Origin of the sequence: Streptomyces sp. NPDC050636, from assembly GCF_040654775.1 — a bacterium.
Lineage (GTDB): Bacteria > Actinomycetota > Actinomycetes > Streptomycetales > Streptomycetaceae > Streptomyces.
In genome coordinates, this window is record NZ_JBFAIP010000089.1 from 1 (window position 1) to 25,489 (window position 25,489).

General features: G+C 64.9%; 26 protein-coding genes and 4 pseudogenes. 13 read left to right on the forward strand and 17 right to left on the reverse strand.

Annotation, left to right across the window (positions count from 1 at the left end; translation table 11 throughout):
* The 9 genes and pseudogenes from AB0I10_RS33820 to AB0I10_RS33860 all read right to left on the reverse strand — a co-directional run.
* A partial coding sequence (locus tag AB0I10_RS33820; RefSeq protein WP_363156520.1) for an adenosylhomocysteinase occupies nucleotides 1-731 on the reverse strand: 731 nt, incomplete at its 3' end.
* Complete coding sequence (gene metF / locus AB0I10_RS33825) at nucleotides 709-1,611, reverse strand: methylenetetrahydrofolate reductase [NAD(P)H] (RefSeq protein ID WP_363156521.1); 903 nt, start codon at nucleotides 1,609-1,611, stop codon at nucleotides 709-711. The genes AB0I10_RS33820 and metF, both read right to left, overlap by 23 nt.
* 101 nt (nucleotides 1,612-1,712) lie before the next feature.
* Nucleotides 1,713-1,904 (reverse strand): annotated as a pseudogene (locus AB0I10_RS33830) (homocysteine S-methyltransferase family protein); the annotation flags it as partial.
* Nucleotides 1,901-2,884: a carbohydrate kinase family protein gene (locus AB0I10_RS33835; protein ID WP_363156522.1), complete on the reverse strand. Its 984-nt coding sequence runs from the start codon at nucleotides 2,882-2,884 to the stop codon at nucleotides 1,901-1,903. The pseudogene AB0I10_RS33830 and the gene AB0I10_RS33835, both read right to left, overlap by 4 nt.
* A gap of 140 nt (nucleotides 2,885-3,024) precedes the next feature.
* Complete coding sequence (gene metK / locus AB0I10_RS33840) at nucleotides 3,025-4,251, reverse strand: methionine adenosyltransferase (RefSeq protein WP_363156523.1); 1,227 nt, start codon at nucleotides 4,249-4,251, stop codon at nucleotides 3,025-3,027.
* A gap of 234 nt (nucleotides 4,252-4,485) precedes the next feature.
* Nucleotides 4,486-5,133: a methyltransferase domain-containing protein gene (locus AB0I10_RS33845; protein ID WP_363156524.1), complete on the reverse strand. Its 648-nt coding sequence runs from the start codon at nucleotides 5,131-5,133 to the stop codon at nucleotides 4,486-4,488.
* A gap of 56 nt (nucleotides 5,134-5,189) precedes the next feature.
* Nucleotides 5,190-6,185 (reverse strand): DMT family transporter, encoded by a 996-nt coding sequence (locus AB0I10_RS33850; protein ID WP_363156525.1) that lies wholly within the window; start codon nucleotides 6,183-6,185, stop codon nucleotides 5,190-5,192.
* Nucleotides 6,185-7,183, reverse strand: a complete 999-nt coding sequence (locus AB0I10_RS33855) for a cysteine synthase family protein (protein ID WP_363156526.1) — start codon at nucleotides 7,181-7,183, stop codon at nucleotides 6,185-6,187. The genes AB0I10_RS33850 and AB0I10_RS33855 overlap by 1 nt, the downstream gene beginning before the upstream one ends.
* 392 nt (nucleotides 7,184-7,575) lie before the next feature.
* The gene (locus tag AB0I10_RS33860) at nucleotides 7,576-8,562 is read right to left on the reverse strand and encodes a class I SAM-dependent methyltransferase (RefSeq protein ID WP_363156527.1); all 987 of its coding nucleotides are present in this window, start codon (nucleotides 8,560-8,562) and stop codon (nucleotides 7,576-7,578) included.
* Between the two features lie 1,855 nt (nucleotides 8,563-10,417).
* On the opposite strand from AB0I10_RS33860, the gene AB0I10_RS33865 reads away from it, so the two are divergent.
* The 7 genes from AB0I10_RS33865 to AB0I10_RS33895 all read left to right on the forward strand — a co-directional run bounded on the left by AB0I10_RS33865 (nucleotide 10,418) and on the right by AB0I10_RS33895 (nucleotide 14,845).
* Nucleotides 10,418-10,801 (forward strand): hypothetical protein, encoded by a 384-nt coding sequence (locus AB0I10_RS33865; RefSeq protein WP_363156528.1) that lies wholly within the window; start codon nucleotides 10,418-10,420, stop codon nucleotides 10,799-10,801.
* On the forward strand, nucleotides 10,798-11,469 hold the full coding sequence (mtnB, locus tag AB0I10_RS33870) for a methylthioribulose 1-phosphate dehydratase (RefSeq protein WP_363156529.1): 672 nt from the start codon (nucleotides 10,798-10,800) through the stop codon (nucleotides 11,467-11,469). The genes AB0I10_RS33865 and mtnB overlap by 4 nt, the downstream gene beginning before the upstream one ends.
* Entirely contained in the window at nucleotides 11,466-12,044 is a 579-nt protein-coding gene (locus tag AB0I10_RS33875; RefSeq protein WP_363156530.1) for a cupin, read from the forward strand. Before mtnB ends, AB0I10_RS33875 begins: the two co-directional genes overlap by 4 nt.
* A 233-nt stretch (nucleotides 12,045-12,277) precedes the next feature.
* The gene (locus AB0I10_RS33880) at nucleotides 12,278-12,400 is read left to right on the forward strand and encodes a hypothetical protein (protein ID WP_363156531.1); all 123 of its coding nucleotides are present in this window, start codon (nucleotides 12,278-12,280) and stop codon (nucleotides 12,398-12,400) included.
* A 599-nt stretch (nucleotides 12,401-12,999) separates the two neighbouring features.
* A complete protein-coding gene (locus tag AB0I10_RS33885; protein ID WP_363156532.1) occupies nucleotides 13,000-14,379 on the forward strand; it encodes a helix-turn-helix domain-containing protein in 1,380 nt (459 codons plus the stop codon).
* Between the two features lie 138 nt (nucleotides 14,380-14,517).
* Nucleotides 14,518-14,649 (forward strand): transposase, encoded by a 132-nt coding sequence (locus AB0I10_RS33890; RefSeq protein WP_363156533.1) that lies wholly within the window; start codon nucleotides 14,518-14,520, stop codon nucleotides 14,647-14,649.
* A 73-nt stretch (nucleotides 14,650-14,722) separates the two neighbouring features.
* The gene (locus AB0I10_RS33895; RefSeq protein ID WP_363156535.1) at nucleotides 14,723-14,845 is read left to right on the forward strand and encodes a hypothetical protein; all 123 of its coding nucleotides are present in this window, start codon (nucleotides 14,723-14,725) and stop codon (nucleotides 14,843-14,845) included.
* Nucleotides 14,846-15,046: 201 nt separating this feature from the next.
* Here the strand turns inward: AB0I10_RS33895 and AB0I10_RS33900 are convergent, their stop codons facing one another.
* The 3 genes from AB0I10_RS33900 to AB0I10_RS33910 form a co-directional block, all read right to left on the reverse strand.
* Nucleotides 15,047-15,616: a helix-turn-helix domain-containing protein gene (locus tag AB0I10_RS33900; protein WP_363156536.1), complete on the reverse strand. Its 570-nt coding sequence runs from the start codon at nucleotides 15,614-15,616 to the stop codon at nucleotides 15,047-15,049.
* Between the two features lie 421 nt (nucleotides 15,617-16,037).
* Entirely contained in the window at nucleotides 16,038-16,628 is a 591-nt protein-coding gene (locus AB0I10_RS33905) for a hypothetical protein (RefSeq protein WP_363156537.1), read from the reverse strand.
* A 408-nt stretch (nucleotides 16,629-17,036) separates the two neighbouring features.
* Nucleotides 17,037-17,249: a hypothetical protein gene (locus AB0I10_RS33910; protein WP_363156545.1), complete on the reverse strand. Its 213-nt coding sequence runs from the start codon at nucleotides 17,247-17,249 to the stop codon at nucleotides 17,037-17,039.
* Between AB0I10_RS33910 and AB0I10_RS33915 the strand changes: the two are divergent.
* From AB0I10_RS33915 to AB0I10_RS33925, 3 genes and pseudogenes are all read left to right on the forward strand, one after another.
* Nucleotides 17,194-17,506, forward strand: a pseudogene (locus tag AB0I10_RS33915) (vitamin B12 dependent-methionine synthase activation domain-containing protein); the annotation flags it as partial. The gene AB0I10_RS33910 and the pseudogene AB0I10_RS33915 overlap by 56 nt on opposite strands.
* A gap of 88 nt (nucleotides 17,507-17,594) precedes the next feature.
* Nucleotides 17,595-17,759 (forward strand): annotated as a pseudogene (locus AB0I10_RS33920) (methylenetetrahydrofolate reductase); the annotation flags it as partial.
* A gap of 159 nt (nucleotides 17,760-17,918) precedes the next feature.
* Nucleotides 17,919-18,092 (forward strand): hypothetical protein, encoded by a 174-nt coding sequence (locus tag AB0I10_RS33925; protein ID WP_363156546.1) that lies wholly within the window; start codon nucleotides 17,919-17,921, stop codon nucleotides 18,090-18,092.
* A gap of 11 nt (nucleotides 18,093-18,103) precedes the next feature.
* Here the strand turns inward: AB0I10_RS33925 and AB0I10_RS33930 are convergent, their stop codons facing one another.
* A complete protein-coding gene (locus AB0I10_RS33930; protein ID WP_363156538.1) occupies nucleotides 18,104-19,474 on the reverse strand; it encodes an AMP-binding protein in 1,371 nt (456 codons plus the stop codon).
* Nucleotides 19,475-19,865: 391 nt separating this feature from the next.
* On the opposite strand from AB0I10_RS33930, the pseudogene AB0I10_RS33935 reads away from it, so the two are divergent.
* Nucleotides 19,866-20,065 (forward strand): annotated as a pseudogene (locus AB0I10_RS33935) (transposase family protein); the annotation flags it as partial.
* A 189-nt stretch (nucleotides 20,066-20,254) separates the two neighbouring features.
* On the opposite strand, the gene AB0I10_RS33940 reads toward AB0I10_RS33935, so the two are convergent.
* Nucleotides 20,255-20,518, reverse strand: a complete 264-nt coding sequence (locus AB0I10_RS33940; protein WP_363156539.1) for a hypothetical protein — start codon at nucleotides 20,516-20,518, stop codon at nucleotides 20,255-20,257.
* 408 nt (nucleotides 20,519-20,926) lie between these two features.
* Here AB0I10_RS33940 and AB0I10_RS33945 point away from each other — a divergent pair, with 408 nt between their 5' ends.
* Together AB0I10_RS33945 and AB0I10_RS33950 are read left to right on the forward strand one after the other, a co-directional pair.
* Nucleotides 20,927-21,466: a hypothetical protein gene (locus AB0I10_RS33945; protein ID WP_363156540.1), complete on the forward strand. Its 540-nt coding sequence runs from the start codon at nucleotides 20,927-20,929 to the stop codon at nucleotides 21,464-21,466.
* Nucleotides 21,467-21,654: 188 nt separating this feature from the next.
* Complete coding sequence (locus tag AB0I10_RS33950; RefSeq protein ID WP_363156541.1) at nucleotides 21,655-22,512, forward strand: phosphotransferase; 858 nt, start codon at nucleotides 21,655-21,657, stop codon at nucleotides 22,510-22,512.
* A gap of 118 nt (nucleotides 22,513-22,630) precedes the next feature.
* Here AB0I10_RS33950 and AB0I10_RS33955 read toward each other — a convergent pair whose 3' ends face one another.
* From AB0I10_RS33955 to AB0I10_RS33965, 3 genes are all read right to left on the reverse strand, one after another.
* Nucleotides 22,631-23,047: a thioesterase family protein gene (locus AB0I10_RS33955; RefSeq protein ID WP_363156542.1), complete on the reverse strand. Its 417-nt coding sequence runs from the start codon at nucleotides 23,045-23,047 to the stop codon at nucleotides 22,631-22,633.
* Between the two features lie 287 nt (nucleotides 23,048-23,334).
* Nucleotides 23,335-24,510 (reverse strand): winged helix DNA-binding domain-containing protein, encoded by a 1,176-nt coding sequence (locus AB0I10_RS33960; protein ID WP_363156544.1) that lies wholly within the window; start codon nucleotides 24,508-24,510, stop codon nucleotides 23,335-23,337.
* Between the two features lie 14 nt (nucleotides 24,511-24,524).
* Nucleotides 24,525-25,238 carry an NAD(P)-binding domain-containing protein gene (locus AB0I10_RS33965; RefSeq protein WP_363156543.1) on the reverse strand — a complete coding sequence of 238 codons (714 nt, stop codon included), beginning with the start codon at nucleotides 25,236-25,238 and terminating at the stop codon, nucleotides 24,525-24,527.
* Nucleotides 25,239-25,489 lie beyond the last annotated feature (251 nt).

Sequence of the window (25,489 nt, forward strand, 5' to 3'; positions counted from 1 at the left end):
CGGTTGATGCCGTCGATCAGGGAGTGGCGGCAGCCGTACTTGTTGTCGAACTTCGACTTCGTCACGGCGTCGTTCACATTGATCGCCGGGAACAGCAGAGTGCCGTCACGGTGCATCTCGTACAGGCGATGCACACCCGTCGTAGTCTCCTCCGTCACACCGCGGATCTCCGAGGCCAGCTTCGCCCAGTCCAGGGAGCTGTTCTCCAACAGGGCGCGCACAACGGCCAGTTCTTCGGTCTCCGCAGCGGGCAGCTCACCCGTCTTCTGGTAGTCGACGCCCGTGTGGACGAGGAGGGTGGCGTCACCGCCGTCGTCCAGGATCATGTTCGGGCCGGTGTGCCCGGGCCAGGTCAGGGCCTGCTCCGTGCACCACCAGTACTCCTCCAGGGACTCGCCCTTCCAGGCGAAGACCGGGATGCCCGCGGCGGCGATCGCGGCGGCGGCGTGGTCCTGCGTGGAGAAGATGTTGCAGGAGACCCAACGGACCTCGGCACCCAGGGCGACCAGCGTCTCGATCAGGACGGCGGTCTGCACGGTCATGTGCAGCGACCCCGTGATCCGGGCGCCGGCCAGCGGCTGGGCAGCGGCGTACTCCTTACGGATCGACATCAGGCCGGGCATCTCATGCTCGGCGAGAGTGATCTCCTTACGGCCGAAGGCGGCGAGCGACAGGTCGGCAACCTTGAAGTCCGTTAAGTCCGTGAAGTCAGCGGTGGTCTGCGAGAACATGCTGTGCACTCCTTGAGTTCAGTACGTTGCGGTGGATCTCAAGCGTCACCGTCGAGCGGTTGAGCGTGATGTAGTGCAGTCCGGGGGCTCCTTCGGCGAGGAGCCGCTCGGCCATGGCGGTGGCGTATTCGACGCCGATGCGGTGACCGTCTGAAGGGTTGTCGCGCGCGGCGTCCAGGCGGTGCGCCAGTTTCTCGGGGAAGGCGGCGCCGCTGAGCGCGGCGAAGCGGCCGATCTGGCGTACGTCGGTGGCCGGCATGATCTCCGGGATGATCGGGGTGTCACAGCCCGCGGCGACCACCCGGTCTCGCAGCCGCAAGTAGTCCTCGACCTGGAAGAACATCTGGGTGATGGCGTAGTCGGCGCCCGCCCTGCACTTGGCGACGAAGTGCCGGATGTCGCTCTCCCAGTCGGGCGAGCGCGGATGGCGTTCGGGGAATGCCGCGACACCGATACCGAACTCTCCCAACTCCCGTACCAGGGACACCAGTTGATTCGCGTGCGTGAATCCGTCGGGGTGCGTGATCCAGGGTGCGTTCGGGTCGCCGGGCGGGTCGCCGCGCACGGCAAGGATGTCCCGGACGCCGGCATCGGCGTACTGGCCGATGATGTGGCGCAGCTCTGCCACCGAGTGGCCGACCGCGGTCAGATGGGCGACGGGGCGCAGGGTCGTCTCGGCCGCCATCCGTTTCGTCACCTCGACGGTACGGTCCCTGGAGGAGCCGCCGGCCCCGTAGGTGACCGATACGAAGGCCGGTGCCAGCCTCTCGATCCGGCGGATCGCCTGCCACAGGGACCGCGCTCCGGCGTCGGTCTTCGGAGGGAAGAACTCGAAGGAGAAGGACGGGGTATCCCGGTCGAGGACGTCGCGCAATGCCATCACTCCCGGCCTCCGGCCTTGAAGTGGCCGGTCTCGGGGTGGTGCAGGACGATCGCGTCGGCGGACTGCTCGGGGTGGAGCTGGAACTTCTCCGCCGGCTTCTCGTGCACCGAGCGCACGATGTCCGGCCGGGTGACATTGAGGATCTCGTTGCAGCCCTCCAGCTGCTGGAAGTCGTCGAGTCTGGGGTCCTGTGCCTGGAGCATCGTGCCCATCGCCCCATCGGCCACCACCAGCCGGGTGGCGAGTGCTTCTCGCAGAGTGTCTGCCCGTCGGCGCTCGGCCACGGTCATGACACACGCGCAAGCTGCGGCTCGATGGCACGGGCCGCATCATTGCCGTATGTCTGGTCAATGCGGGCGATCAGGTCCGACGGGATCAGCTTGTACTCCTGGGTGCCGACCGACTCGAGCACAGTGGTGGCCATGGCGCAGCCGAGCTGGGCGGCCTGCTCCTGCGGCCAGTCCCACGCCGTGCCGGCGAGGAATCCGGACCGGAAGGCATCTCCTGCTCCCGTGGGGTCGGCGATCTTGTCCGTGGGTACGGCCGGTATCCGCAGTGTGGGGGCGCCGGACCGGGCCAGCAACACTCCGCCCTCGCCCAGAGTGGTGATCCAGGTGCCGACCCGGCCGAGAAGGTGCTGCTCCGTCCAGCCGGTACGTTCGAGCAGGAGGGCGGCCTCGTACTCGTTGGTGAACAACCACCCTGCCCGGTCGGCCAGTTGACGGGTCTGCTCCCGGTCGAGACGGGCGAGTTGCTGGGAGGGGTCGGCGGCGACGGGGATGCCGAGGCTATGGGCCGCGGCGGTGTGCCGCAGCATGGCCGCGGGGTCATCGGCTCCGATCAGGACGAGCGCGGGCTTGCCGGTGCGCGCGGCGATGGTGGCCAGGTCGATCCGGGGGGCCTCGGCCATGGCGCCGGCGTAGAAGGTGGCGATCTGGTTCTGGTCCTCGTCGGTGGTGCACACGAAGCGAGCGGTGTGCAGACTGTCGCTGACCTGCACCGAGGACGTATCGACGCCGTTCGCCCGCAGCCAGGTGTCGTACTCGGCGAAGTCGATGCCCGCCGCACCCACCAGGATCGGGTCGAGCCGGAGCAGGCCGAGCCCGAAGGCGATGTTGGCAGCGACGCCACCTCTGCGTACCTCCAACTGGTCGGCGAGGAACGACAGGGAGATCCGCTCCAGCTGCTCCTTGAGCAACTGCTCGGCGAAGCGTCCCGGAAACACCATGAGATGGTCGGTCGCTATCGATCCGGTCACGGCGATGCGCACGGAAAGCACTCCTTGAAACTGGGGCCGGTGTGGGGATGGAACGGCTTCGGTGGCAGGCGCCACGCGGGGAAGCGGTGCGCGGTCGGGGGAACCGCGCACCGCTGGCTTTCACGCCGGGGCATCCCGGCAGCGCTGGGCCATCAGCCCGCTTCCACCGCCTTGCGCAGAGCGTCTGCGCGGTCGGTGCGCTCCCAGGTGAAGTCCGGCAGCTCACGGCCGAAGTGGCCGTAGGCCGCGGTCTGGGAGTAGATCGGGCGCAGCAGGTCGAGGTCGCGGATGATCGCGGCCGGGCGTAGGTCGAACACCCTGGCGATGGCGTCCTCGATCTTCCCGACGGCGACCGCGTTGGTGCCGAAGGTCTCGACGAACAGGCCCACCGGATCGGCCTTGCCGATCGCGTACGCCACCTGCACCTCACAGCGCCCGGCGAGGCCGGCCGCGACGACGTTCTTGGCGACCCAGCGCATCGCATACGCCGCCGAACGGTCCACCTTGGAGGGGTCCTTGCCGGAGAAGGCGCCGCCGCCGTGCCGGGACATGCCGCCGTACGTGTCGATGATGATCTTGCGGCCGGTCAGACCGGCGTCACCCATCGGGCCGCCGACCTCGAAGCGGCCGGTCGGGTTGACCAGGAGACGGTAGTCGTCGGTCTGCAGCTTGATGCCGTCGTCGGCGAGCTGCGCCAGGACGTGCTCGACGACGAACTCGCGGATGTCGGTGGCGAGCAGCGAGTCCAGGTCGATGTCGGACGCGTGCTGCGAGGAGACCACGACCGTGTCCAGGCGGACCGGCCGACTTCCCAAGTACTCGATGGTGACCTGGGTCTTGCCGTCGGGACGCAGGTAGGGCACAGTGCCGTCCTTGCGGACCTCCGTCAGACGGCGCGAGAGGCGATGGGCCAGCTCGATCGGCAGCGGCATCAGGGTGGGCGTCTCGTCGGTCGCGTACCCGAACATCAGGCCCTGGTCGCCCGCGCCCTGCCGGTCCAACTCGTCGGTCTCTCCATCTGTGGCCGCACCCCCAAGCCTGGACTCGTACGCCGTGTCGACACCCTGCGCGATGTCCGGGGACTGCGCGCCGATCGATACCGACAACCCACAGGAGCCGCCGTCGAAACCCTTGGCCGAGGAGTCGTAGCCGATGTCGAGGATCTTCTCCCGCACCAGTCTGGCGATGTCGACGTAGGCGGAGGTCGTCACCTCGCCCGCGATATGCACCTGACCGGTGGTGATCAGGGTTTCGATCGCGACGCGCGATGCGGGGTCGTGACGCAGCAGTGCGTCGAGGATGGTGTCGCTGATCTGGTCGGCAATCTTGTCGGGATGCCCCTCGGTCACGGATTCCGAGGTGAACAGGCTGCGGGACATGACACTCCAGGACAGTGGTGGGTAGGCACGTGGCAGCACGTGGTGCGCAATGCACCCTTTGCGATAACGTCTCGTGATCTTCTGAGCATGGCGGCGCGTGTGATACCGAACTACGTCGCGGGCCCCTGGTGGCCGGAACTGAATTTTCATCGCCCCGTTGCCACCAGGGGCTTCGCGTGTTTCTGACGCCGGGTTGGTCTCGGCGGTGCCCGCGATGCTCTGTCGCGCCCCTTGTTACTGCGTCGGTCCGGTCTTGCGGAAGACCCAGTAATCGGCCCCTTCTTCTGCTATGTAGTTGGCGTTTTTCAGCTTGAATTCCAAAGAAACCAGCTCGCTGACCTCTCGCGACAAGGCGAAGTCCTCAAAGCCCGTTTCAGCGGCGTAGCTGCCGCGGGTGGACACCAAGATCAACCCATTGGGCCGGGCGTACTCGATCAGCGTGAGCAGCGCCTTCGGGCGCACATGACCAAGCGTGAACACGCCGCTGCTGACTACGATGTCGTACTGGTCCAGACGCTCGTCCCGTCCTGGCGCCGAGAGGTCCACGCCACCGTAGACCTTCCGGTACGCATTGGTCTTGAAGGCCTCGGCAGCCATGTTTTCTGACAGATCGACGCCGTCGATCACGTAATTACCCAGAGTGCTCAGGACACTGCCGACGAGGCCGGTACCGCAGCCGGCGTCAAAAACGGTCGTTTCCGGCGATCCATAGGCCGAGGCGAGCAGGTGCACGAAGTTGGCCGCAATCCGCGGCGCCACCCACTTCTGATCCGCCAGGTCCCCGTCGTACCGCGACGCCCAGTCCTCGTAGTAATTCTTCAGCCCGGGGGAATCGTCGAAGAAAACGTGCGACTGCTTGATGTTCGCGAAGGAGCTGCTCATGAAATTGCCTCCATGTCGGACTAAGCCAACGATCATGACCGTTCTTTTCTCGCCCGCTATGTCACCGCGGGCACATCTGATGCGTCCGATTTTTCCGTGTCGCTGTCGCTGCCGCTGTCTCTCGATCGTGAATTCTTCACGTCGAACGCCATGTAAACGCCAATCCCGACGAGAATGAACAGGGCGCCTCCGACCTCTGTCCAGGTGGGCATCCGCTGTTCCACCGGCAGACTCAGGATCGCTCCGAAAATCGTCTCCGTGGCGAGCAACGGCCCGACCAATGGCACCGGGATGCCCTGCGCCGCCTTCACCCAGATGTATGTGCCCCACCAGGAGCCGATGACACCCAGGAACACGCACCAAGCGATAATCTTGAAGAGCGGGTACGGTTCGAAGGTTTCATCCGGTGTGGTGGCAATGGCGAAGGGCAGCAACACCATAGAAGCGCCGCCTGCCCCCATCGCCACCAGAGCCGCCCAAATCGTGGGGTTCGGCTTCGTCTCCCAGGTTCGCTGTGACTGGGCGTTACGGACCACGAAGTAGGACCATGTCAGCATGGCCATGATAGCCAGCAGTATCGCGAAGAGTGAGTCGTTCGTGTCATCCGAACGCTCCCCCTGAATGAAGTCCGAGGCGCTGAGGAACGTAAGGCCGACGAGAATCAGGATGACCGGTGCGACAAGCTCGCGCCACGACATGCGCTTTTCCGCGAAGTTGCCGGCCACTGCGATCGTGATCGGTGAAGATCCCACGACGACTGCAGTGATAAAGCCGCTATCCATTGTTGCAGAGTACGAGACGCAGATATAGAAGACGAAGTACCCCACGAAGCCTATGTACAGGCCGAATAGGATCCTCCGGATCGGCATCAGCTTGAGCTGGCTCCAGCCTCTGCACAGGACATAGAGGCCGCACAGGCCGAACAAGGAATACCGACCGGTGACCAGGAGCAGTTCACTCGCGGGTTTGACGGCGGCTGGGGCGACAAAGGCGAAGGCCCACAGCAAGGCGGCCGTCAGCGCGGCGATCACATTTTTCTGCGTGCTTCCCATTACAGAGCCGGTTCCAATTCGCGAATTTCACCGGTACCAAAGCCGTTCTGCCTCAGCCAATCCGGGTTGTAGATCTTCGAAATGTACTTGTTACCGCTGTCCGGCAGGACCGTGACGACCGTTGCCGGCTTCGTCAGTGATCTGGCTACCCGGACAGCGCCCCACACATTCGCTCCCGAGGTGCCGCCACAAATGAGACCCTCACGTTTCGCCAAGTGCTGACACGTGGCGAAGGCATCGGCGTCGGTGAACTGGATGACGTCATCGACAACCGAAAAGTCCATGCATTTCACCAGATGATCCTCGCCGGCGCCCTCGACGAAATACGGAGCGATCTGCGAAGGATCAACGACACCCTCATGGAAATAGCGGTGATAGATGGAACCAGCTGGATCGAGCAGGACAGACTTCACGGACGGGTTCTGCTGCTTCAGGAACCGAGAAGTCCCGGAGATCGTTCCTCCTGTACTCCCTGATGCAACGAATGCCGTCACCGACCGCCCGAGCGCATCCCAAATCTCAGGACCCGTCGAGTGGAAATGCGCCTCCGCATTGAGCGGGTTGTCGTACTGATTCAGCATGAATGAGCCCGGCGTCTCAGCATGGATTCGCCGCGCGTACGTCACGTAGTGCTTTGCCGAATCCGGTGCAGCCGAGGTCGGGCAGACAATCACCTCAGCTCCCATCGCACGCAGGGCGTCCTGTTTTTCCTTGCTCACCTTGTCCGGCATTGTCAAGATCGCACGATAGCCACGCGTTGCCGCTATCATCGCGATCGCCGCACCTGTATTTCCGGAGGTATTCTCCACGATTGTTGCGCCTGGCTTGAGCAGACCGCGGTGCTCGGCATCGTCGAGAATGTAACTGACGATTCGGTCTTTGATACTGCCCCCCGGATTCATGAATTCGACCTTGGCGAATATCCGAACATCGGCCGGAAGGTCGAAGGTCTTCAGTTCGATAAGCGGTGTGTTGCCGATGAACGATTGAACCTTCATATCGGCTCCCTACTGAGCACTGCTGGGGCGAGAATTTGGCCAGGCGTGACGGACGACGCAAGGGAGTTCGGATGGGCTGCGAACTCATCAGCGACTGGTATGAGTCGGTTGGAATGATATTTCGCAAAGATCGGCGAGGCTCTGAACAACGTGATACCGATTCGGCAGGACGTCGTTCGTGATGGGCGAGATGGGGCTGCACTTTCGCCTTCGGAGAGCGGATACAACATCACTCCGCGGGCGGGATCCTCGACTTGGTCCGATCTCCCTCGCGTCCTGAACATCATTTTCGAGACTTCTTCGCCATCATCCGCCTGCCATACACGCGCCGGCGCTTGCTGGATGCCGAGCTGTCCCCTCTGTCACCGCGCCAGAGATCTGGCGAAGCAGTGTTAATTAACAGAGTCAGGAATCTTGACAGAATCAAGAATTGCGACCGTGTGACCGATTTTCTCGCCCTTCTCCACCCGAGCCAAGGCATCCACTGCCGAGATCTCGTAAGGCGATAGCGACTTTTCGATCTCCAAAGCTTGCGCACCGGCCGCCGCAGCCGAGATACCCTTGAAGGTGTCACGCAGAACGCTCACCGGGTAGAAGTGGAACGGTCCCAGTCCTTCCCGTTCCCACTTTGCATAGCCGCCGACCACCTCGTGCGGCTCAGACTGAACCTTCCACGTGTAGGTCAGGATGTTGCCGTTATAGCCAGCGGCTCCGGCAAGGGCCAACGCTTCCGACAATGGAACACGCCCGCCGATAGACGACAGTACGCGACCTCCTACTCGAAGGATCGGCCGTGCTTGCTGGAGAGCCAGATAGTGCAGGGTTACGAGGTTCTTCTCGATGAAGCTCGGAATCTTCTCGCTTCGCTTTGCAATGAATGTCGAACTTGTTTGGCCATCAGCAAGATCGCCACTCTCCGCCATCGGAATATTTGGGAGATTTTCGTATATCACGTCGACATTCGACAGCTTGCCTGCAAGAGGAGAGAGGATGTCACCCGCTCCGCCAATCAGTTCGACACCTTGATCCACGAGGTTGCTCTGAATGTTTTCACGCGCATGAGCCAGAACGTCCTCGTGGAGATCGGTGAAACCCACGATACGTGCTTTCAGAATTTCCACGGCAGCTAGCACATCCAGGCCTGCACCCGTTCCGACCGTGCAGAATCGCGGCGCAAAAACACCCATCTGGGCAAGCGTCTTGAACGCCGGCACGGCAACGCTCGCGACCCAATCGGCGCGCGGCTCGTCCGCCTTCGGCAGATATGAATGATCCGAGAGCTTGAGCCCGATGGATGACCTTATCCGCGCCGTCTCCTCGAGCTGGAAGAACTCGGTCGGCGACACTACCATTTCGGCCTGGTCGAGTTGGATGTCCATCTGTGTCTCCTTCGACGTGACTACGGCTACCTCTACAAGAAATCCCGGTCCACCCCATGTCAGAGAACAACCGGCGGACCCGAGAACCGGCCTGCACCGGAGGTCGGATCAGCTACAACTAACCTCAGTCGCGGCTGATCCGGACATGGGGAATCGTGTCCTTTACGGCGGACAACGCCCTTGCTGCGGAAGTAATTTCACTATCGTCGGCTCCAGCAAAGCTGTACAGGGCTGCCCTGTTGTCTATCGCAAGGCAACAGGACCGCAGCACCGTGGAGGGTCCTGATCGGTAGGGCGTTGTTGCTGGTCAAGTGGCTGCGGTGATGTTGAGGCTGTTACCGCCTCACGCTGACGTGTGGTGAGGGACGGCGACCGTCATTACGAGGTCCGTGGACTGGTTGGTGCTGCGGGCGGTTCTGCCGGGGTGGGTGCCAGGCTTCGGTGTGGTCATGGCCTGCTCGGCGACACAGCAGATCTTGGGGTGCGTGGTGTTGTGGCGGCGCTGCCATCGCTTGAGCGGAGGGCCCCGAAACGGGACCCGGATCGGGCGGCCGGCACCCTGGTACGCCTTGCCCGTCCGGCAGTTGATGTTTGCCGGGGCCAGGGCGTCGACGACGCCGTGGGTACGACGGCGGTCAGTCGTGGGTGGAGCCGGGCAGCGCGGGACAGGCCCACAGCAGCCTTGCGAACGGTCGGTCAGGACCTGGATGTTCTCGCCGTGACGCTTGTGCTTCCCGGAGTGGTACGGGTGTCGGCGGCGAGCCGGCCGATCGGCAGCAGGGTGGCGTCCAGGATCACGAACGCCGGACTCCCATCAGTCGACGGCCAGTTGATGGGCCCGATGACGCAGGTACGCGTGGGACAGACCGATCACCGACCCGACGGGCAGACGAGCACGCGAAGTTCCTGCCCGAGACGGTGCATCCCGGTCGTGGTGACACTGCCTACCAGGAGCATCGCTGTCGAACGCCACCACCCCCAACCAGGCAGCCCTGCCAGCAGGTTGAAAAGGCTCACCGTGTTCGGGGGTGGACTCACCGTGTTCGGGGGTGGCTGGCCGCTCGGGTTCGTCGTGGGGGGGCCGGGGTCGACCCCGGGAGGGCTGTCCGGCGGCGACCGCCAGAAGGGTCGGCGATGAGGTGTCGGCAGACACAGTCTTCCCCGCAGGTCACGGGGCGTCAGGAACGCCATGGTCTTGGAAGCCCGCGCCTGTCACCTCCCGGGGGCGCCATCGATCTGACAGATCGTCACGAAGCGGACGACACACGGCTACTCCGAAGCCCTGAAACAGGCATGTCGGCAGAGCGCAAGAAGACCCTTTCCAGCCACCTGGAGAATGGGCTGTTGACGCCCGGAAGTTCACATCCCTATGATGTAACTAGACCGGTGGGTATACCTCACCTAAATAGCCCCTCCCCAAGGAGATGCATGCATGTCGCTCATCCTTTCAGGTAAAGCGGCGAAGGGGCCCTGCCACCACATGGTCCAACCTTCGGTAAGGACCCAGTTCCGGTAAATTCCGGAAGATCTGTCGCGAGGATAAATCAATTCTCGCTGCCCTCTCTCCCCTACCCACGCAGGGATCAGTCTTGCCTAGAAACAGCCGTCCGATACGCGGCAAAACTCGGAGGAGTTCCACATTAATTCCGTCGACGAACCCCTCGATGCCGTCGCATCGCCAGCCGTGCGCAGAGCGCCGACCCTCGGCATCGCCGGGGCCGCCTTCGGCGTCGCGCTGTCTGCCTAAGCACACCTCCTCGGGCCGGTTGGGCTCCAAGGCAATACCCAACGACGCAGCGCGCATCGCCCGGTCAGGCCGACCGCAGTGAACCTCTCCAGGGGAGTAACGCGTGCCTTGTCCGTGCTCGAGGACCGGGCCGACACCGTCCTCGCAGAGGCTCAGACGCTGCTGGACGAGGACGACCGGATCAACCGTGCCGCCACGCGGCATGGTTCGCCTGTGTACAACCCCGCCTTCGACGTGACCCCGCACGACTCGGACGCCTTGGAGGTACCGGTCGGTGTGCTCTTCGTCGACGACGTCCTTGCGACCGGAGGGACGCTGGCCGCCGTGCGCTCGGCGGTGGAGGAGGCCTGCGGTGCCACCGTCGAGCGCTACGCGGTCCTCACCGAGATCGCCGCACTCAACAGGGCCGCCCGGCCGGCCCCGATCCCCGTCGACGCACTCCGGACTGTCACGGCAGTCCCGCAGGCCGGTGCAGGAGGAGAGAACCTGTGAAGCCCGTATACATCCATGAGGATGCCGAGCTGCAACGTGGGCACCTCGCGGCCGCCTGCCGTTCCCTGTACGAGCGCGGCTGGATGCCAGGAACGTCCGGCAACGTATCGATACGAGCCGGTGAAGCAGTCGTGATCACGGCCAGCAGCCAGAGCAAGGGGACGATGTCCCACCAGGACACGGTGATGGTCGACCCCCACGAAGGGTTGCCGTTGCTCGGCGAGACCGAGTGGCCCTCGGCCGAAACCTCGCTACACCTCGCGATCTACCAACAAGTGCCTGACTGCAGGGCGGTCGTCCACGCACACGCGCCGTACTCCACTGCCCTGGCCGCCCTGACCGGCCACGCCGGTTCCATCGGCCGGGCGGTCTTTCAGGAACTGGAACCGGCGAAGGACCTCGGCGTGACTGATCCCCACCTGGTCGTGGTGCCGGTCTTCACGAACTGGCCCGATGTATCCCGCATCGCCGGCGACGTGACCGCCTATCTCGATGAGTCGGCAGCCGACGTCCCGCCCGCCCTGCTCATCGACCGGCACGGCGCAACCACCTGGGGCCGTGACATCGACGAGGCTCGTAACCGGCTGGAGTGCATCGAGGAGCTCAGTCACCTGACCCTGCTGACCGGCGTCTTCGGGCCTGGCGTGGCGAAGGAGAACGCCCGGTGACACTGCTGCAGATCATGCCGGAGGGTGCGCCGGAGACCGTACGTCTGCGCACCGACGACCTGGACGTCATCCGCAAGGAACTGCTCAAAATCGGTGTGCGCTTCGAACGGTGGCACGCCGCCCACCGGCTTCCGGCCGATGCCGACGACTCGACCATCTTGAGGGCTTACCGAAGCCACATCGACCACATCAGTGCCGAGGGCGCCTACCGGCTGGTCGACATCGCGCGTATGACGCCCGCGCCAGCCGACCCGGACTGGCCCCAGCGGGCGCGTACAACCCGCGAGAAGTTCCTGGAGGAGCACGTCCACGACGAAGACGTGGTGCGCTTCTTCGTAGCAGGGGCTGGCTGCTTCTATCTCCATGTCTCGGGCCAAGTGCACGCGATGGTGTGCACAGCAGGGGACCTGCTGTCCGTCCCCAGCCGGACGGTGCACTGGTTTGACATGGGAGCGCGCCCGGACTTCACCGCGATCTGCTTCTTCCAGGAGGAGGACGGCTGGGTCGGCAGATTCTTACCAGACAGCATCTCTGCCCGCTTCCCGACCCTCGACGATCTGCTGGCGACGACATGAGCGACGCCGTCGTCCTGGACTTCGAAGGCACCACCAGTTCCGCGGCACACGTCCACGACGGCTCTTCCCCTACGCCCGGGAACGGCCGACCCGATAGGTCGCCATGGAGCGCGTTGACCCAGAAGTCAGGGACTCGGCATCAACCCGGCACACTGCACAGCTGGGCCCCGCGGTAACGCCGCAACGGGGCGGCGACCCCCGACCGGCCGGCCGAACCGGCCCCCGGTGGCCGGATGCACGAGGCCGAACGCGCTGACCTGGAGCGGCTGCGGCAGAAGTTGAGCGAGAAGAACAAGCGGATCCGCGAGCTGGAGATGAAGCGTGATGCCCTCAAGCGATGCACGGTCCTCTGGTGAAGCGACCGAGTCCGACTCCGCGGCCCTGGCTGCGTTCATCGGTAATCAGAGGACCGACGGCACCTACGCCTCCCCGAAGATCTGGCTCCTCCTGGTCCGCGAGGGCCGGCGCGTCTCGGTGAACACCCGCAGCCCCTGACGTCGTGCGTCGGGACTTCACCGCGGATGCCCCGGACCAGATGTGGTGCGGCGATATGCCGAGATCGTCACCGGGGAGGGCGAGCTCTACCTGCCGGCGCTTCCGCTGCACCTGTCGGCGCCTGGGCGTGGCCCAGTCCATGGGCCGTGCCGGACCGAGTCGGACCGTGTCGGGCCGTGTCGGGCCGTGTCGGGCCGTGTCGGGCGTGCTTTGACAACGCCGTCAGCGAGGCGTTCACAGCGTGCTCAAGGTCGAGGACTCCCACCCACCGGCACACCTCTGCTGCCCGCACCGAGGCCGCGCTTGAAGATCGCGACCTGGATCACCGGGTTCTACACCACGCACCGACTGCACAGCGTGGTGGGTTCCGGAGCCCGATCGACTACGAACACGTTCACCGAGCCAACTCCGCCCTGGGGCTGGCCGCTTGGAAGATCTCTACAGATCGGGGGGATTGACAATGCTGCGAGAACTAACGCAGTGCTCGGAAGCAACACAACCTTCCCGCGAGGGCACCGACTGCAGACCGGCTGTTGGCGCTCCAGCGACGTTCGGGCAGTTGCTCCGGGCTCGCCGTCAGCAGCTGGGGCTGTCCCTCGCGCAGCTGGCCTCTCGGGTGCACTTCGACCGAGGTCACGTCAGCAAGGTCGAGACGGACAAGCGACCGCCCTCGGTAACTTTCGCGGAGGCTTGCGATCGAGCGCTGAACGTCGGCAATACCTTCACAACCATCGCCACAGCTCTGGAAGCAGCCGCTCGTCAACAGCAAGGATGGGTCCATCCTGCCCAACTGCCCGCAGCGAAGCACAACTTCGTCGGACGCCGGCGTTACTTGGACCGACTCGACAGGGTGCTGCATGGCGATGAGCAATCCCTTGCGGTACCTGTCGCGGTCATCAATGGACCACCGGGCATGGGGAAGACCTCACTGGCAGTTCAGTCGGCACACCGGGCCGTCAACGACGGGCACTTCGCCGACGGGCAGCTGTTCGTCAACCTGCGGGGCCCGGGGCCAGGAACCGCGGCCGCACCGTTCGATGTTCTGGAGGACCTGCTCCGCGCATTGGGCGTGCCCACCGAGCACATCCCAGCGGATCTGGACCAGAGGGCCGCCACCTTCCGTTCGGCCCTGCACGGCCGCGAGATACTGCTGGTACTGGACAACGCCGCCGACACCCAGCAGATCCTCCCCCTGCTGCCCGGCTCTCCAGGATGCGCCGTCGTGGTGACCAGCCGCTCGCGGTTGCCCGGGTTGATATCCCAGGTGGGCGCCGTCACGCTGACCTTGCCAGAGTTATCCCGGCCGGAGGCGGTCCTGCTGATCCGTTCGATCATCGGCGACGTGCGCGCCGACGCCGACCCCGCCGCCGTGGCCGTGTTGGCCGAACGCTGCGGACATCTCCCGCTGGCACTGGTCCTGGCTGCCGAGCACATCGTGAGCCATCGACACCACAGCACCGGCACTCTTGCCACCGATCTGAAACCTGAGCATGCCCGGCTGGACCTTGCCGCGGGTGAAGTCGTGCTTCGCCATGCGTTCGACACCTCCTACAAAACGCTCGACGTGCAAACTGCTCGCATGTTTCGGCTGTTAGGCCTGCTCCCCAGCTACACGATCAACGCCGATGCCGCTGCGGCGACTGCGGGTGTCAGCCAGGATGAGGCTTCGCTGTTGCTGCGCAATCTCGCCAGCGCACACCTGATTCGGCACCACGACGAGTGCCACTATCAATTGCATGACCTACTGCGAGTGTATGCAGCTGAACTGGCAAAACACCTGGATACCGAGTCTGAACGCACGAAGGCGATGCGCCGGGCGGCCGACTTCTATCTACGATGAATTCTCCTGCGGTCCCTGACCCCTCGTAGCGCGGTGTGCGTGATTGCATGCGGTGTGCGTGATTGCACATGGAGTCCGTGATCACATGGAGTCCGTGATTGCACATGGAGTCCGTGGTTGCAGGGGAAGATGGAATTCATGGGGTCCAAGCAGCATTCGTACGAGCCCGAGTTCCGTGAGGGCGCTGTACGCATCGTGATCGAGACCGGGAAGCCGGTTCCGGAGGTCGCCGGGAAACTCGGCATCACCCCGGGCACACTGCACAGCTGAGTCCCCCGGTGACGGACGCCGCAACGGGTCGGCGACCTCCGACCGGCCGGCCGAACCGGCCCCCGGTGGCCGGATGCGCGAGGCCGAACGCACTGACCTGGAGCAGCTGCGCCGGAAGGCAAGCGAGAAGAACAAGCGGATCCGCGAGCTGGAGCTGAAGCGTGATGCCCTCCAGCGATGCACGGTCCTCTGGTGAAGCGACCAAGTCCGACCCCGCGGCCCTGGCTGCGTTCATCGGTAACCAGAGGACCGAACCAGCTCATCACCTATCGGCCGGAGTTGCATCCTGGAATCGGACGGCAGAGTCTCTCGCCGGCCGCCGCCAGGTCGGCGGTAGGTTTCGTTGAAGCGGCTCCGCCCGAAGGCTTTGAGGTCATCGAGGTCAAGTCGTCGCGAGTCACTCGGTAAGTGACCTCTCGATGAGGACTGCGGCCATCTGCTCAGCGCGATCAACAGCCCGGTCCACCGACTGCATGGAATCGGCGATGCAGGCCCCTTCGTGAAGGATCAGCAGCTGACCGGCCAGTGCCTCAGGGTCCTCGGCGCGGGCTTCCGCCGCGAGATCTTCCAGGTAGGCAAGGAGCCAGGCCTTCTGCTCGCGGGCGACCTCCCGCCCAGGGTGATCCTCAGGTAGTTCCACGGAGGCGTTGACGAAGGCGCAGCCTCGCGGGTTTCGCTCACGCATCCATTCACGCAAGGCGCCGAACGTGGCCAGGAGCTTCTGTTCGGGAGGGCCGTCGTGACCGTTGACGTGCTTCACCAGGGTGGAACGCCATAGGCCGTCACGAGCACGCAAGTAGGCGACGATAAGACCCTCTTTGGAACCGAAACGGTCGTAAAGGGTCTTCTTGGTGACGCCCGCTTCCTCCGCGATCGCCTCTACGCCGACCGCGCGGATCCCCTGCTCGTAGAAGAGCCGGGAGGCGGTCTCAAGGACCTTCACACTGGCCGGCGTCAGATGCTGCATGCCGCGCCTCTTACTGTTCCGTCCGGCGGTCTCACTGTTAATAGTCACACCTTGACGGTACACCCAGCGGTATAGTTACGTCCGTTGCGATACCGGGCTATATACCTCGCAAGGGGCGAGAACGTGGATGATTCCGCAGCGCCTTGCGGCACGAACCGGTCATTGCGGCGCTATTCGTGGTCATGTGGAGCTCCGGCTGCATCGGTGCCGTCACGATCCTGATGTGCCGCTCCACCGCCGTGCGCGCGGCGCTCCTATTGCTGCAATTCGCCATCAAGCGACACCGACTGACGCCCCGTCAGATCACGGTCCGGGCTCTGCTCGACCTCTTCTCCCAGAGGATCTGCCTGCCTGTTTTCGGCAACGGGTCGAGAGCGGCGCCGGCGACGAGGGCGAGCCCCGCCCGCGAGGGTGCGCGGCATCAGCCCTCGTGGCCCTCCTCGTCCTCCTCGTTCTCGTAGTCCTCCTCGTCTTCGTCGTCTTCGTCGTCCTCCTCGTCGTCCTCCTCGTCTTCGTCGTCGTACCAGCCTTCGACCATCCCGACGAGCCGTTCATCAATCGGATTGCCCACCTCGTCGTCCTCGGCGAGCAGGCGGCGTAGCGTGTTCAGCGGGTACCAGTGCTCACCAGGACCGGCCTCGGGTACGCCCACGCAGGGGGTGTCCAGGAGTCCCGGCGCTTCTGTCTCGCCGTAGAACGGCGGTACTTCGCCTGTGTTGAAGTCCGGCTCGAACTTCCATACCCACCCCTTGCGGCGGCACAAGACTTCGCCGATGTACCACACGGCGCCTTGGATGAAGAGGGTGCGACGCTGCTGAGTGATCTCCTCCGTCTTGGTGTACGTCTCCCTCACCAGGTCTTCCAGTGCGTCTAGGGAGGCGTTGGAGAAGCCGAACAGGGTGACGCCTCCAGCTTCTTGGGCCCAGCGTTCGAAGCCGGTCTGTCGTTCGGTCAGCCACGCCAGGAGATCGGGGTGACGGGTGGAGTCGTAGCTATCACGGGGAGCAGGCATGCCCGGAACCGTACCGAAGTCGATCCCCTGGCAGCCTGGCTCCGCAAGCACAGATCGTCTGCAGGGACCGGGCCGATGCCTATGCCTATGCCTAGGGTGCCCGGGTGTGTTATTGGCGGGCTCACGTCTTCAACTGCCACCAGCTCTCCGCGGGGTCCAGCCTGGTGGTGACCGCCAGTTGTCTCCCGACGCGTATCGGCTCCAGGTGCCTCCGGCCTCGGAGGCCAGCTTGGCTGTGGTGATCCGGTGGTAGTCCAGAGCCTCTGCGACGACCGGGGCGGGCATCTCCAGCACGTGCTGCCGGATCGCGGCGGTGCGGCCGGCCGTGGTGTGAATGCCGATGTCGTTGAGGAGCGCTGCAAGGACGTCGGGGTGGAGCGGTTGCCCAGCTCGGCGGCCGGGGAACAGCTACCGGCAGGCGTGGTTGGCCGCGGTGAGGGTGTGGTTCCGATCGGCGAGCCAGTTGAGGAACGTGGTGGCCTGGTTGACCTGCTCCGCGGCATGTCCGCGGGCTGCTGGTGTGATCGGCTGCTTCTCGGCGCTCCGTAGCTGCGGCAGCACCTCCATGTCCGTCCAACTGGCCGAAGCACTGGCCGAGTACTGGCACGCCCGCATCCGCACGGAGATGGGCTTCGCCGGCGAGACCCGGCGGAGATGGAGGACATGTTCGCCCTCAAATACCGCGGCGCCCGCTTCTCCCTCGGCTACTGCGTCTGCCCCGGCCTGGAGGACCGGGCCAAGATCGCCGCCTTCCTGCAGCCCGAACGTATCGGCGTCCAGTCTCCGAGGAGTTCCAGCTGCACCCGAAGCAGTCCACCGACGCCGTCGTCATCCACCACCCGCAGTCCACGTACTTCAGCGCGGGAGGCCGACAGTGACCACCCTGCGCCAGGCTCTCGCGAGCGGCGAGAAGACCTTCTCCTTTGAGTTCTTTCCTCCGAAGGCACCGTCCGGTGAACGGGCCCTATGGACGCAATCCGCCGGATCGACGGGACCTCGCCAAGCTTCGCCTCGGTGACCTGCGGAGCCGGCGGATCGTCTCGCGACCGCACTATCGGCGTAGCACAGCGCATCGCCTCCGAGACGACTATGCGCCCCGTCGCCCATCTGACCGCCGTTGGCCACTCCGCAGCCGAACTCCGGTGCATCATCGGCCAGTTCGCAGACGCCAACCTAGACGATGTCCTCGCTCGTCCGGCAAATCCGCTGCTTCGCCGAACTCAGCACGCGGCCTTCCCCGACGAACCCAGCTCACCAGTTGGAAGCAGCCTGCCACGATCCGGTGTTGGCGTGTCGGATCGGCGTGGACTACGGCTACGCGACCTCTATGAGTCACAGACTGCTCGGAGCGCAGGCCGGGGGCGTGCCGACGAAGATGCCCCGGGTCTGCACTACATCACCCTCAACAACTCCATGCCTGCCCTCGACATCCACCACAGCCTGGGACTCACCACCGCAGCCTGATCCGTGTGTGCTCAAACCCGGTCAGTCTCGGCTTCCAGCACGACCGAGCCATCAGTCAGCCGCCGGCCGATGAACCCGGTGCGTAGCGACTCAATGCCGGGGATCTGCTGCGTGTGCCCGTACGTGGTGGGTAGCGGCGTGAGCCGACTCGGCCATTCCCGTAGACGGATGCACACCTCGCCCGCATTTGCTGGAAGCCCAGCACCTGAAGAGAGTATATATATTTCGTGCCCTGGGAGAGATTCCACCCGGTAGCTCCCCCGCGGCTGACTGTAATTTCCCGCCGCCGCGGATACCCCGGTAGTCGTCTGGTGATGGCGCAGGCCACATCTCACTCTTCCCGATAGTGGAGATCTGTCGGCGTTCAGAGCCCACACGATAGAAGGGGCTCCGCTACTGAAAACATCGATGCCAGGTGAGTTGAATATTCTCGAAGCGGAGACTTCAGGGTCACTCAAGAGGTCCGAAGAAAGAAAGATACGTTGAATTGATTCCCTGGTCAGCAGCTCTCCGATGGCGGATCCAGAACCGGAACCAGAACCGGAACCGGAAGCGGGTCCGGAACCGGCGCCTTGGTCCTCGACAACGAGAGTTGTCGCCTCCGCCGTGAGCGGGCCAAGAAAACTGAAGCACATATGCTCGATGGAACCAGGGCATGCCGTGCTCAAGTATTTCTGACCGGGAGAAAGCTTGGTGAAGTAGAGGTCGGCCAGCCTACCTACCGTGCATGCATAGTGCGAGTGGAGCCAACCTTGTATTCGACCGCCGGCGATGCCATCAGAGCATTCAAGGAGAAACGGCGCATCAGTCTCGCTGCGCTTTCGCGGGCGGTGGCGAAGGGGAGACGAGTAGGAGTCCTCATATGACGACCAGCCGGGCACGGTCCCTCCGACAGTGATTCCGGTCCATGTGGGGCCAGGAGTCAGAAGCTGGGCCGACTCGGGGCCGGTAATGAGAACGGTGGCGCCACTGAAGGTCATCCGGTCCATCAAAGTCGCCCCGTCGCTCGACGAAGGGACGGGAACCACTATCGCTCCGAGCTTCAGGGCCGCCAGTTGGATTTCCCAGAGCGCCACCTCGTTTCCCAGCGAAATGAGGATGCGCGTCCCCCTGCCGACCCCTTGCCGAATAAGCCATCCGGCGACCCGGTTCGAATTCTCGGAGAGTTCTTCGTACGACGTTTCCCGCCTGCACCCACCTGCATATAACTGAATAATTGCCGGATTCGGGTTGCCTCCCGCAATAACGTCGAACCAATCATAGGCCCAGTTGAATGCTTCTAAATCGGGCCACAGAAACTCATGGTCAAATAACGCAGCGTCACCCGCGCCCGCAAGTACCCCATCACGGCTACTTTGAAACGTTCCCCCCGAAAGATTCACTTAATCCCCAATCAGAAGGTTCAGCATTCTGCCTTCACCTTATAGCGACGCGCAAGGTTACGTTGTGTCAACCATCTCAGTTTCGAAAGGCATATCAACGGGTAGCGGGAGAGTCCACGGAGACGCAAAAACACTGGATTTAGACCAGAACGTGAGCACCGGCGTGCCGACAGCAAGACAGCATGACGCAATACCTCCCAAGCGCCGCCCCCTTGCCGGCGACCAGCTGGAAAACACACCGGCGAGAAAGCAACATGATGTCAAGGTGAACCACACACCGGCGAGTGGTTCGTAACCTGCGACGTGAGCCCGGCAGTTGAGCTGACAGTGCGCCGAAGCCCCTGGTAGACGGGTTCTCGACCAAGATCACTGTGTCCACCAGGAGCTCCGCGTGCTTGTCTACCCGTCTCTATCGATCTGTCCAGCCGCACTTTGCGTTCCCTAACCAGGTAACTCGTCGTGCGGCGCCGTGAGATCGGCACTCGTTGGCGGCGTCTGCCGGCCGGCTGTCAGGCTTTGCTCGCCCTGACTCATCTGCGCCGCGGTGACACCTACGCGCAGCTGGCCGAGGGCTTCGGCGCCGGGGTCGCAGCCAACCCAGTCGCCTCACCCCGTGGGAGCGGTCAGGATGCATAGCGAATGACTGTCGTCGGGGTCACCGACGTAGGTCCAGAACTTCAGTGTCTTGCCGTCTCGCAGGGCCTTGTAGTCGGAGCTCACGCCATCGACCTTGAACGACACCGTGAGACTGGTCTGTCCCTCCTGCCAGTCCTCGGCATCTCAGGTGCCCGACCCCGACCTGGGTTCGTTCTCCGGCCCGTAAGCAGAGATGTCGTAATCGCCGCAGACGTCATGGGCGGTGAACGTTCCATCCGGCTTCAGCTGCAGCGTCCCGCCCGCGGCATCGGTCCACGTGGTCACTGTCTGGGATCGGGACAGCTTGGTCGGCTTACCGTCAGGGACCCGCGGGAAGGCCAGCCGGCCGCAGGCGGCGAGGGCGAACGCGGCGGGAACGAGGGCCAGGACTACCCGGTAGGAACGCAACGCACGCCACCCCAACACTCTCCGCAAGACACAACCGCGCCCAATCGGCCGAAGCAAGCAGGATCGTAGGCCAGGGCGGGGCATTCCGATCATCCGGGGCCAGCGGTCACGCCATGTGCCCTCACCTGCCCGACCGGGCAGCACTCCACGGCAATCACGAGGAACACGACCGGCATAGCCGATGTCCGTGTGCAAGGGATGACTGATCGCGGCAGGATGCGGCCTCGGCGGCTCTGCTGCGGTGGCTGGGCCGACTACACCTCGTGAGGTGACTCGGAACCGCCCGGGTCGCTCAACCGCTGCGGGGACGGGTCGCTCAACCGCTGCAGGGAACCGTTCATCACCAACTCCACCGCATCGTGGGGAATTGCGTTGCTCGAGTCAGGCCCTGCCTCTACGGTCCCGCACGTGATCTATCTGATTGGCGGTCCGCCGAGAGTGGGCAAGAGCACGCTGGCCCGGATGCTGCTGGATCGGGACCGTATCCCGGGGTGCTCGACCGACGCGCTGGTGTCGATGCTGCAGAACGCGGCCCCGCACCACGGAGTGCGGCACGGTACGCACCCCGACAAGGCGGATTTGGCTCAACCGTTCCTCATCGAGTTCCTGCGCGCGGTGGCGGACGGCATCGGCGAGGAGCCCGAGCCGTCGGAGTGCTATGTGGTCGAGGGCGACATCGTCACGCCCGCGGTGGTCGCGGCAGCAGCCGGCTTCGGGCTTCCGGTAGCTGCGGTCTTCCTCGGCAACACCGCGCTGACGGCCGACGATCTGCGGATCGCCCCGCACTGGCTCGAAGGGGCCGACGACGCGACGTACTGCCGGACCGCCGCATGGATCACAGAGCGGAGCGCCATCGTCCGCGACGCGTGCGTCCCGACCGGACAGGTCTACATCGAGATGGGGGGCGGCCACACGGAGGGCCTGGAACGCGCGTACGCCGCGTTGTAGGACCGCACCCGCCAGTTTTCCCGCACACACGCAGCCGGACCAGAGGCGGTCCCGGCAGTGACCGGAAGCCTCCGGCCTGCCCAAGTCCCCCCCCCGTGGCCGACCCGACGCCCGCACCGCCCTGCAGTTCCCTGATGCCCTATGGCCTATGGCCTATGGCCTATGGCCTTTCGAGAGGATCAACGTCCATGAGCTCCGATTCGGACCAGCGCCTCCTGCCGCTGCTCGGCCCCTGGAAACTTCCCGACCCGCGACTCACCGCCGAACTGACCGGTCTCGGAGACCGCTCACGGGTGTGGAAGGTGGAGAGCAGCGACGGCTCGTACGTCGCGAAGCTGACCTTCGACGACCCCGAGTTCGTCGAACCCGGGCTGCGGATCGCCGTCGTGCTCGACCAGGCCGGCATCCCTACCGGAGCGCCGATCCCCACCGCCGACGGGAAACTGTGCTGCCCCGTTGACCGGCCCCAGGACTATCCCTGGACGCTGGCCCTGCACACTTTCATCCCGGGCTCGCCGCTGGACCTGACCACCTGCACAGGCCCGGAGCAGGCCGGTGACCTCCTCGGGCGCGTCCATCACGCCTTGATGACCCTGCCGGACGTGCCACAGCCGGCCGGGCGAATGCTCGACTACTACAAGGGGGAGGCCAAACGCCTCGGCAGACGCCGCGGCGCCGCCCTGAGACAGGCGCTGACCGCCATAGCCGACTTCCGCACCACTGCGCCGCTGAGCGAGGGCGTGCTCTACGGCGACCCGGCACCGGAGATCCTGCGGGACCCCGACTCCACTGCACTCGCGCTGATCGACTGGGGCAGCCCCAGCTGGGGCCCGCTGCTCCACGACGTTGTCAGCTGGCAGCAGTTCCTGACCGCCGGGCAACCGCCGGAGTCCGCGCAAACGGTGGAGCAGCGCTTCCTCACCGCCTACCGAGCGCGGCGCCCGATCAGCGAGCGAGAGATGGACGGCCGGGATCTGCTCCTCGACCTGCACCGCGCCATTCAGGACGTCTGGACACCGGAACCGCCCAAGGACGCTGCTGGATGATCCACCCATTGTTCAGAGGTGCGCTCATCTATCAGTCGTGTGGAAATTCAGCAGCACTGCGAAAGCTCATCGCGTCGCCCCGCGCTTCAGGGAGCGCCAACACAGCCCCGTGTCAGTGCTATCCCCCTGCTGAGGTGAAGGGCTGGAAGGATGCCCGGACTCCGTTGGGCATCTCCTTCTTGCCGCCGGTCACGGTATCGGTGAACACGTGCCGCACTTCGCCCTCTGCGATGAGCCGTTCGCCGACCTTGAACCTCGGGCACACGATCATGCTCGTCGTCCCGAGATGGGTGATGGGCATCTCGATGTCGAGCAGCTCATCGAAGCGTGCCCCCTGGCGATAGCGGATTCGTGCTTCTGCCACGACCAGGTCGGTTCCACGCTCGACCATGGATGCATAGCCCTCCGTGGCTTCGCGCCACAGCTCCATCATGGCGACGTCGTAATAGAAGAGGTAGTGGCCGTTGAACACTACGTTTTGCTGGTCGCACTCGCTGTAGCGCACCCGCAGTCGGTGTGTGAATAACTTGGTCATGGGCGAGATCGTAGTTGCTCGCACTGACAATCGAGGCACAGGAGAGTCTGTAGCTCCGTGGGCTTCCGCGTGTGGCGACCCTGGACGGGCTGGGTGGGTCACGTACCTCGCTCGGCCCCGGATTCTCGCCCAAGCACCCGAGCACGGGCCCATCCCAAGATGAACTGGTTGGCGACGCTCGGGACGGTTGTGGTGACGTCCGCACTCCCATGGTTGACGACAGAAGCTGCTCAAGGACACGTTCCGGCGCTGCCGTGCCAAGCCATCTGGGTTCGAAAGGCATCTTCTTATGCAGGTTGTGCGGCGAGTTGTCGTTCCAAGGGAGTGCGGTAGCAGGGCGTGATGCGGCTGTCGCCGAGGAAGGCGGTCAGGCGCGCGATCTGGCTCTGGACGGCGGTGCGGGCCTCGTGGCCGGGGTCCGTGAGGAGGTGGTGGTTGATGTGGCCGTTCGGGTGTTGTGCCCAGGCGCCGATGATGGTGCCGTTCCACCAGACGGTGGGGCCGATGTTGCCGTTGCGGTCGAAGAGGGCCGGGACGTGGTCGGGGTCGAGGTACCAGTCGCGCTGGCGCCAGCCCATGGCCGTGGGATCGAGGCTGGGCAGGAGCGCGGCCGCAGGTTCAGGCTCGGCGAGTGGTGTGGTGTCGTCGGGCAGGAGGTAGCCAGTGCCTTCGTCGAGTTCAACGGCTTCGGCCCCGGTGGCGGCGAGGGATGTGCGGGTGTCGGTGAGACTCCAGCCGGTCCACCACTTCAGGTCGTCGGCCGTAGCCGGGCCGAACGAGGCGAGGTAGTGGCGGGCCAGGGCGGCCTTGGCTTCGGCTACGGGCACTTGCGGCGGGGGTTCGGCGTAGGTCCAGCGGAATTGAGCCGAGGTCCAGGAACCGGCGGGGCGGGCACGGCGGATACGGCCGTCGGCGGCCAGAGCGCCCAGGATCGGCGAGGCCACCCGCTGACGCGACTCGTACGGCTTCCCCGGGAAGGTGACGAACTGCTCCCGCAGAGCCGGTACGTCGGCGGCGAGTTCCGCTGCAGAGGCTTCGCCACGCGCTGCCAGGGCAGCCAGGAGGTCGTGCTCGGCGGAGGTGTAGCGGTGTTCGTCCCAGCCGGCGGCCTCCCGCAGCCGTTTCACCGCGTCCGCACGGTGGTTGACGGCTTTCTTGGCGGTCGCGGCGTGAGCAATGGGCGCGAGGTGGTCGGGGAGGACGAACATGGTGCGGCGCATGCACCGCAGGCGCGCCAGAGTCACATCCTCGTACAGCGCCCGCTCCACGGCAGCGACGTCGGGGGCGGTCATACGGGCGGCGGCTGCCAGGAAGACGGTGGCGGGGTCGGTGGCGTGCAGCCCGACCAGGGCCTCGGCCACCCCCTCGGGACTGTCCACCCGGACCGAGGAAGCCAGCAGGTGGCGGCGGGCCAGGCGAGCGCGGCGCTCGGCGGGGGTGATACGGCGCAGCAGGGTGCTCATGGTGGGGTGCTGCTTCACCGGATGACCTTGAGGTTGAAGTGTTCGTGTCCCAACGTGCGCGCCAGGCTGAGGTAGAGGGGCTGGAGCATCTCGGTGGCACGGGCGGCGGGAAGGTCGCCGAGGTCGATGATGTCCTGCCAGCCGTAGGAGGCCATCAGTTCGGTGGCCTGCCGCTTGGCTTCGTGGTCGTTCCCGGCGACGAAGAGAGTGTGGTCTCCCCCGCCCAGAGAGGCGGGGTCGGTCATCAGGTGGGCCGCAACGGTGTTGACGGCTTTGACGACTTTCACGTCGGGGAAGGCGCGCTGGATCTGTTCGGCGAGGCTGTCGCTGCCCACCGGGTTCAGGAGAGGTGCGGACCCGCCCCAGGGGGCGGCCAGTGGGACATCGACAGGGGTGGTGAAGTCGTTGGGGGTGGCGGTGTCGATCAGGACCTTGCCGGCCAAGTTGCCGTCCCCGGCTGCGGTTAGGGCTTCGAGGGAGGTGGCGCCGGCGGTGGCGTTGATCAGCAGGTCGGCGCCGGCCGCTGCCCCGGCATAGTGGGCCAGGGGTACGTGCGGGTGCTGTTCCTGCCAGGCGGCGAAGGGTGGGGTGCCCATACTGTCCGCGGTGGCGCGTTCCCGTGTGGCCTGGGGGTTGCGGGTTCCGACGATCACCTGGTGGCCGAGGGCGGTAAGTCGGGCGGCATGGGCACGGCCCACCGCGCCGGTGCCCAGCACTGCGATCTTCATCGTTCTCTGCTCCTTGCGATCTTCATCGTTCTCTGCACCTTGCCGTAGTTGCCCCGGCATACCGGGGGGGCCGGGGCACTGGTGGTGCGGGCGGCCCTGGTCAGGCCATCTCCGGACCGTCTCCGGGCCGTCTCCGGACCGTCTCCGAGACGGTCGTTACCAGGTCTGCTTCTGGCTGACGCCGATGATGTAGCCGTTGGGGTCGGCGAAGTAGAGGACCCTCCGGCCCTGGACCTCGGTCTCCTTGACGA

Bases quoted from the DNA above. Each gene is read 5' to 3' on its own strand.
- metF (WP_363156521.1), bottom strand. From the start codon at position 1,611: ATGGCATTGCGCGACGTCCTCGACCGGGATACCCCGTCCTTCTCCTTC.
- metK (WP_363156523.1), bottom strand. From the start codon at position 4,251: ATGTCCCGCAGCCTGTTCACCTCGGAATCCGTGACCGAGGGGCATCCC.
- AB0I10_RS33845 (WP_363156524.1), bottom strand. From the start codon at position 5,133: ATGAGCAGCTCCTTCGCGAACATCAAGCAGTCGCACGTTTTCTTCGAC.
- AB0I10_RS33850 (WP_363156525.1), bottom strand. From the start codon at position 6,185: ATGGGAAGCACGCAGAAAAATGTGATCGCCGCGCTGACGGCCGCCTTG.
- AB0I10_RS33855 (WP_363156526.1), bottom strand. From the start codon at position 7,183: ATGAAGGTTCAATCGTTCATCGGCAACACACCGCTTATCGAACTGAAG.
- AB0I10_RS33860 (WP_363156527.1), bottom strand. From the start codon at position 8,562: ATGGACATCCAACTCGACCAGGCCGAAATGGTAGTGTCGCCGACCGAG.
- AB0I10_RS33880 (WP_363156531.1), top strand. From the start codon at position 12,278: ATGCACGAGGCCGAACGCGCTGACCTGGAGCGGCTGCGGCAGAAGTTG.
- AB0I10_RS33885 (WP_363156532.1), top strand. From the start codon at position 13,000: ATGCTGCGAGAACTAACGCAGTGCTCGGAAGCAACACAACCTTCCCGC.
- AB0I10_RS33890 (WP_363156533.1), top strand. From the start codon at position 14,518: ATGGGGTCCAAGCAGCATTCGTACGAGCCCGAGTTCCGTGAGGGCGCT.
- AB0I10_RS33895 (WP_363156535.1), top strand. From the start codon at position 14,723: ATGCGCGAGGCCGAACGCACTGACCTGGAGCAGCTGCGCCGGAAGGCA.
- AB0I10_RS33900 (WP_363156536.1), bottom strand. From the start codon at position 15,616: ATGCAGCATCTGACGCCGGCCAGTGTGAAGGTCCTTGAGACCGCCTCC.
- AB0I10_RS33905 (WP_363156537.1), bottom strand. From the start codon at position 16,628: ATGCCTGCTCCCCGTGATAGCTACGACTCCACCCGTCACCCCGATCTC.
- AB0I10_RS33950 (WP_363156541.1), top strand. From the start codon at position 21,655: ATGAGCTCCGATTCGGACCAGCGCCTCCTGCCGCTGCTCGGCCCCTGG.
- AB0I10_RS33955 (WP_363156542.1), bottom strand. From the start codon at position 23,047: ATGACCAAGTTATTCACACACCGACTGCGGGTGCGCTACAGCGAGTGC.
- AB0I10_RS33960 (WP_363156544.1), bottom strand. From the start codon at position 24,510: ATGAGCACCCTGCTGCGCCGTATCACCCCCGCCGAGCGCCGCGCTCGC.
- AB0I10_RS33965 (WP_363156543.1), bottom strand. From the start codon at position 25,238: ATGAAGATCGCAGTGCTGGGCACCGGCGCGGTGGGCCGTGCCCATGCC.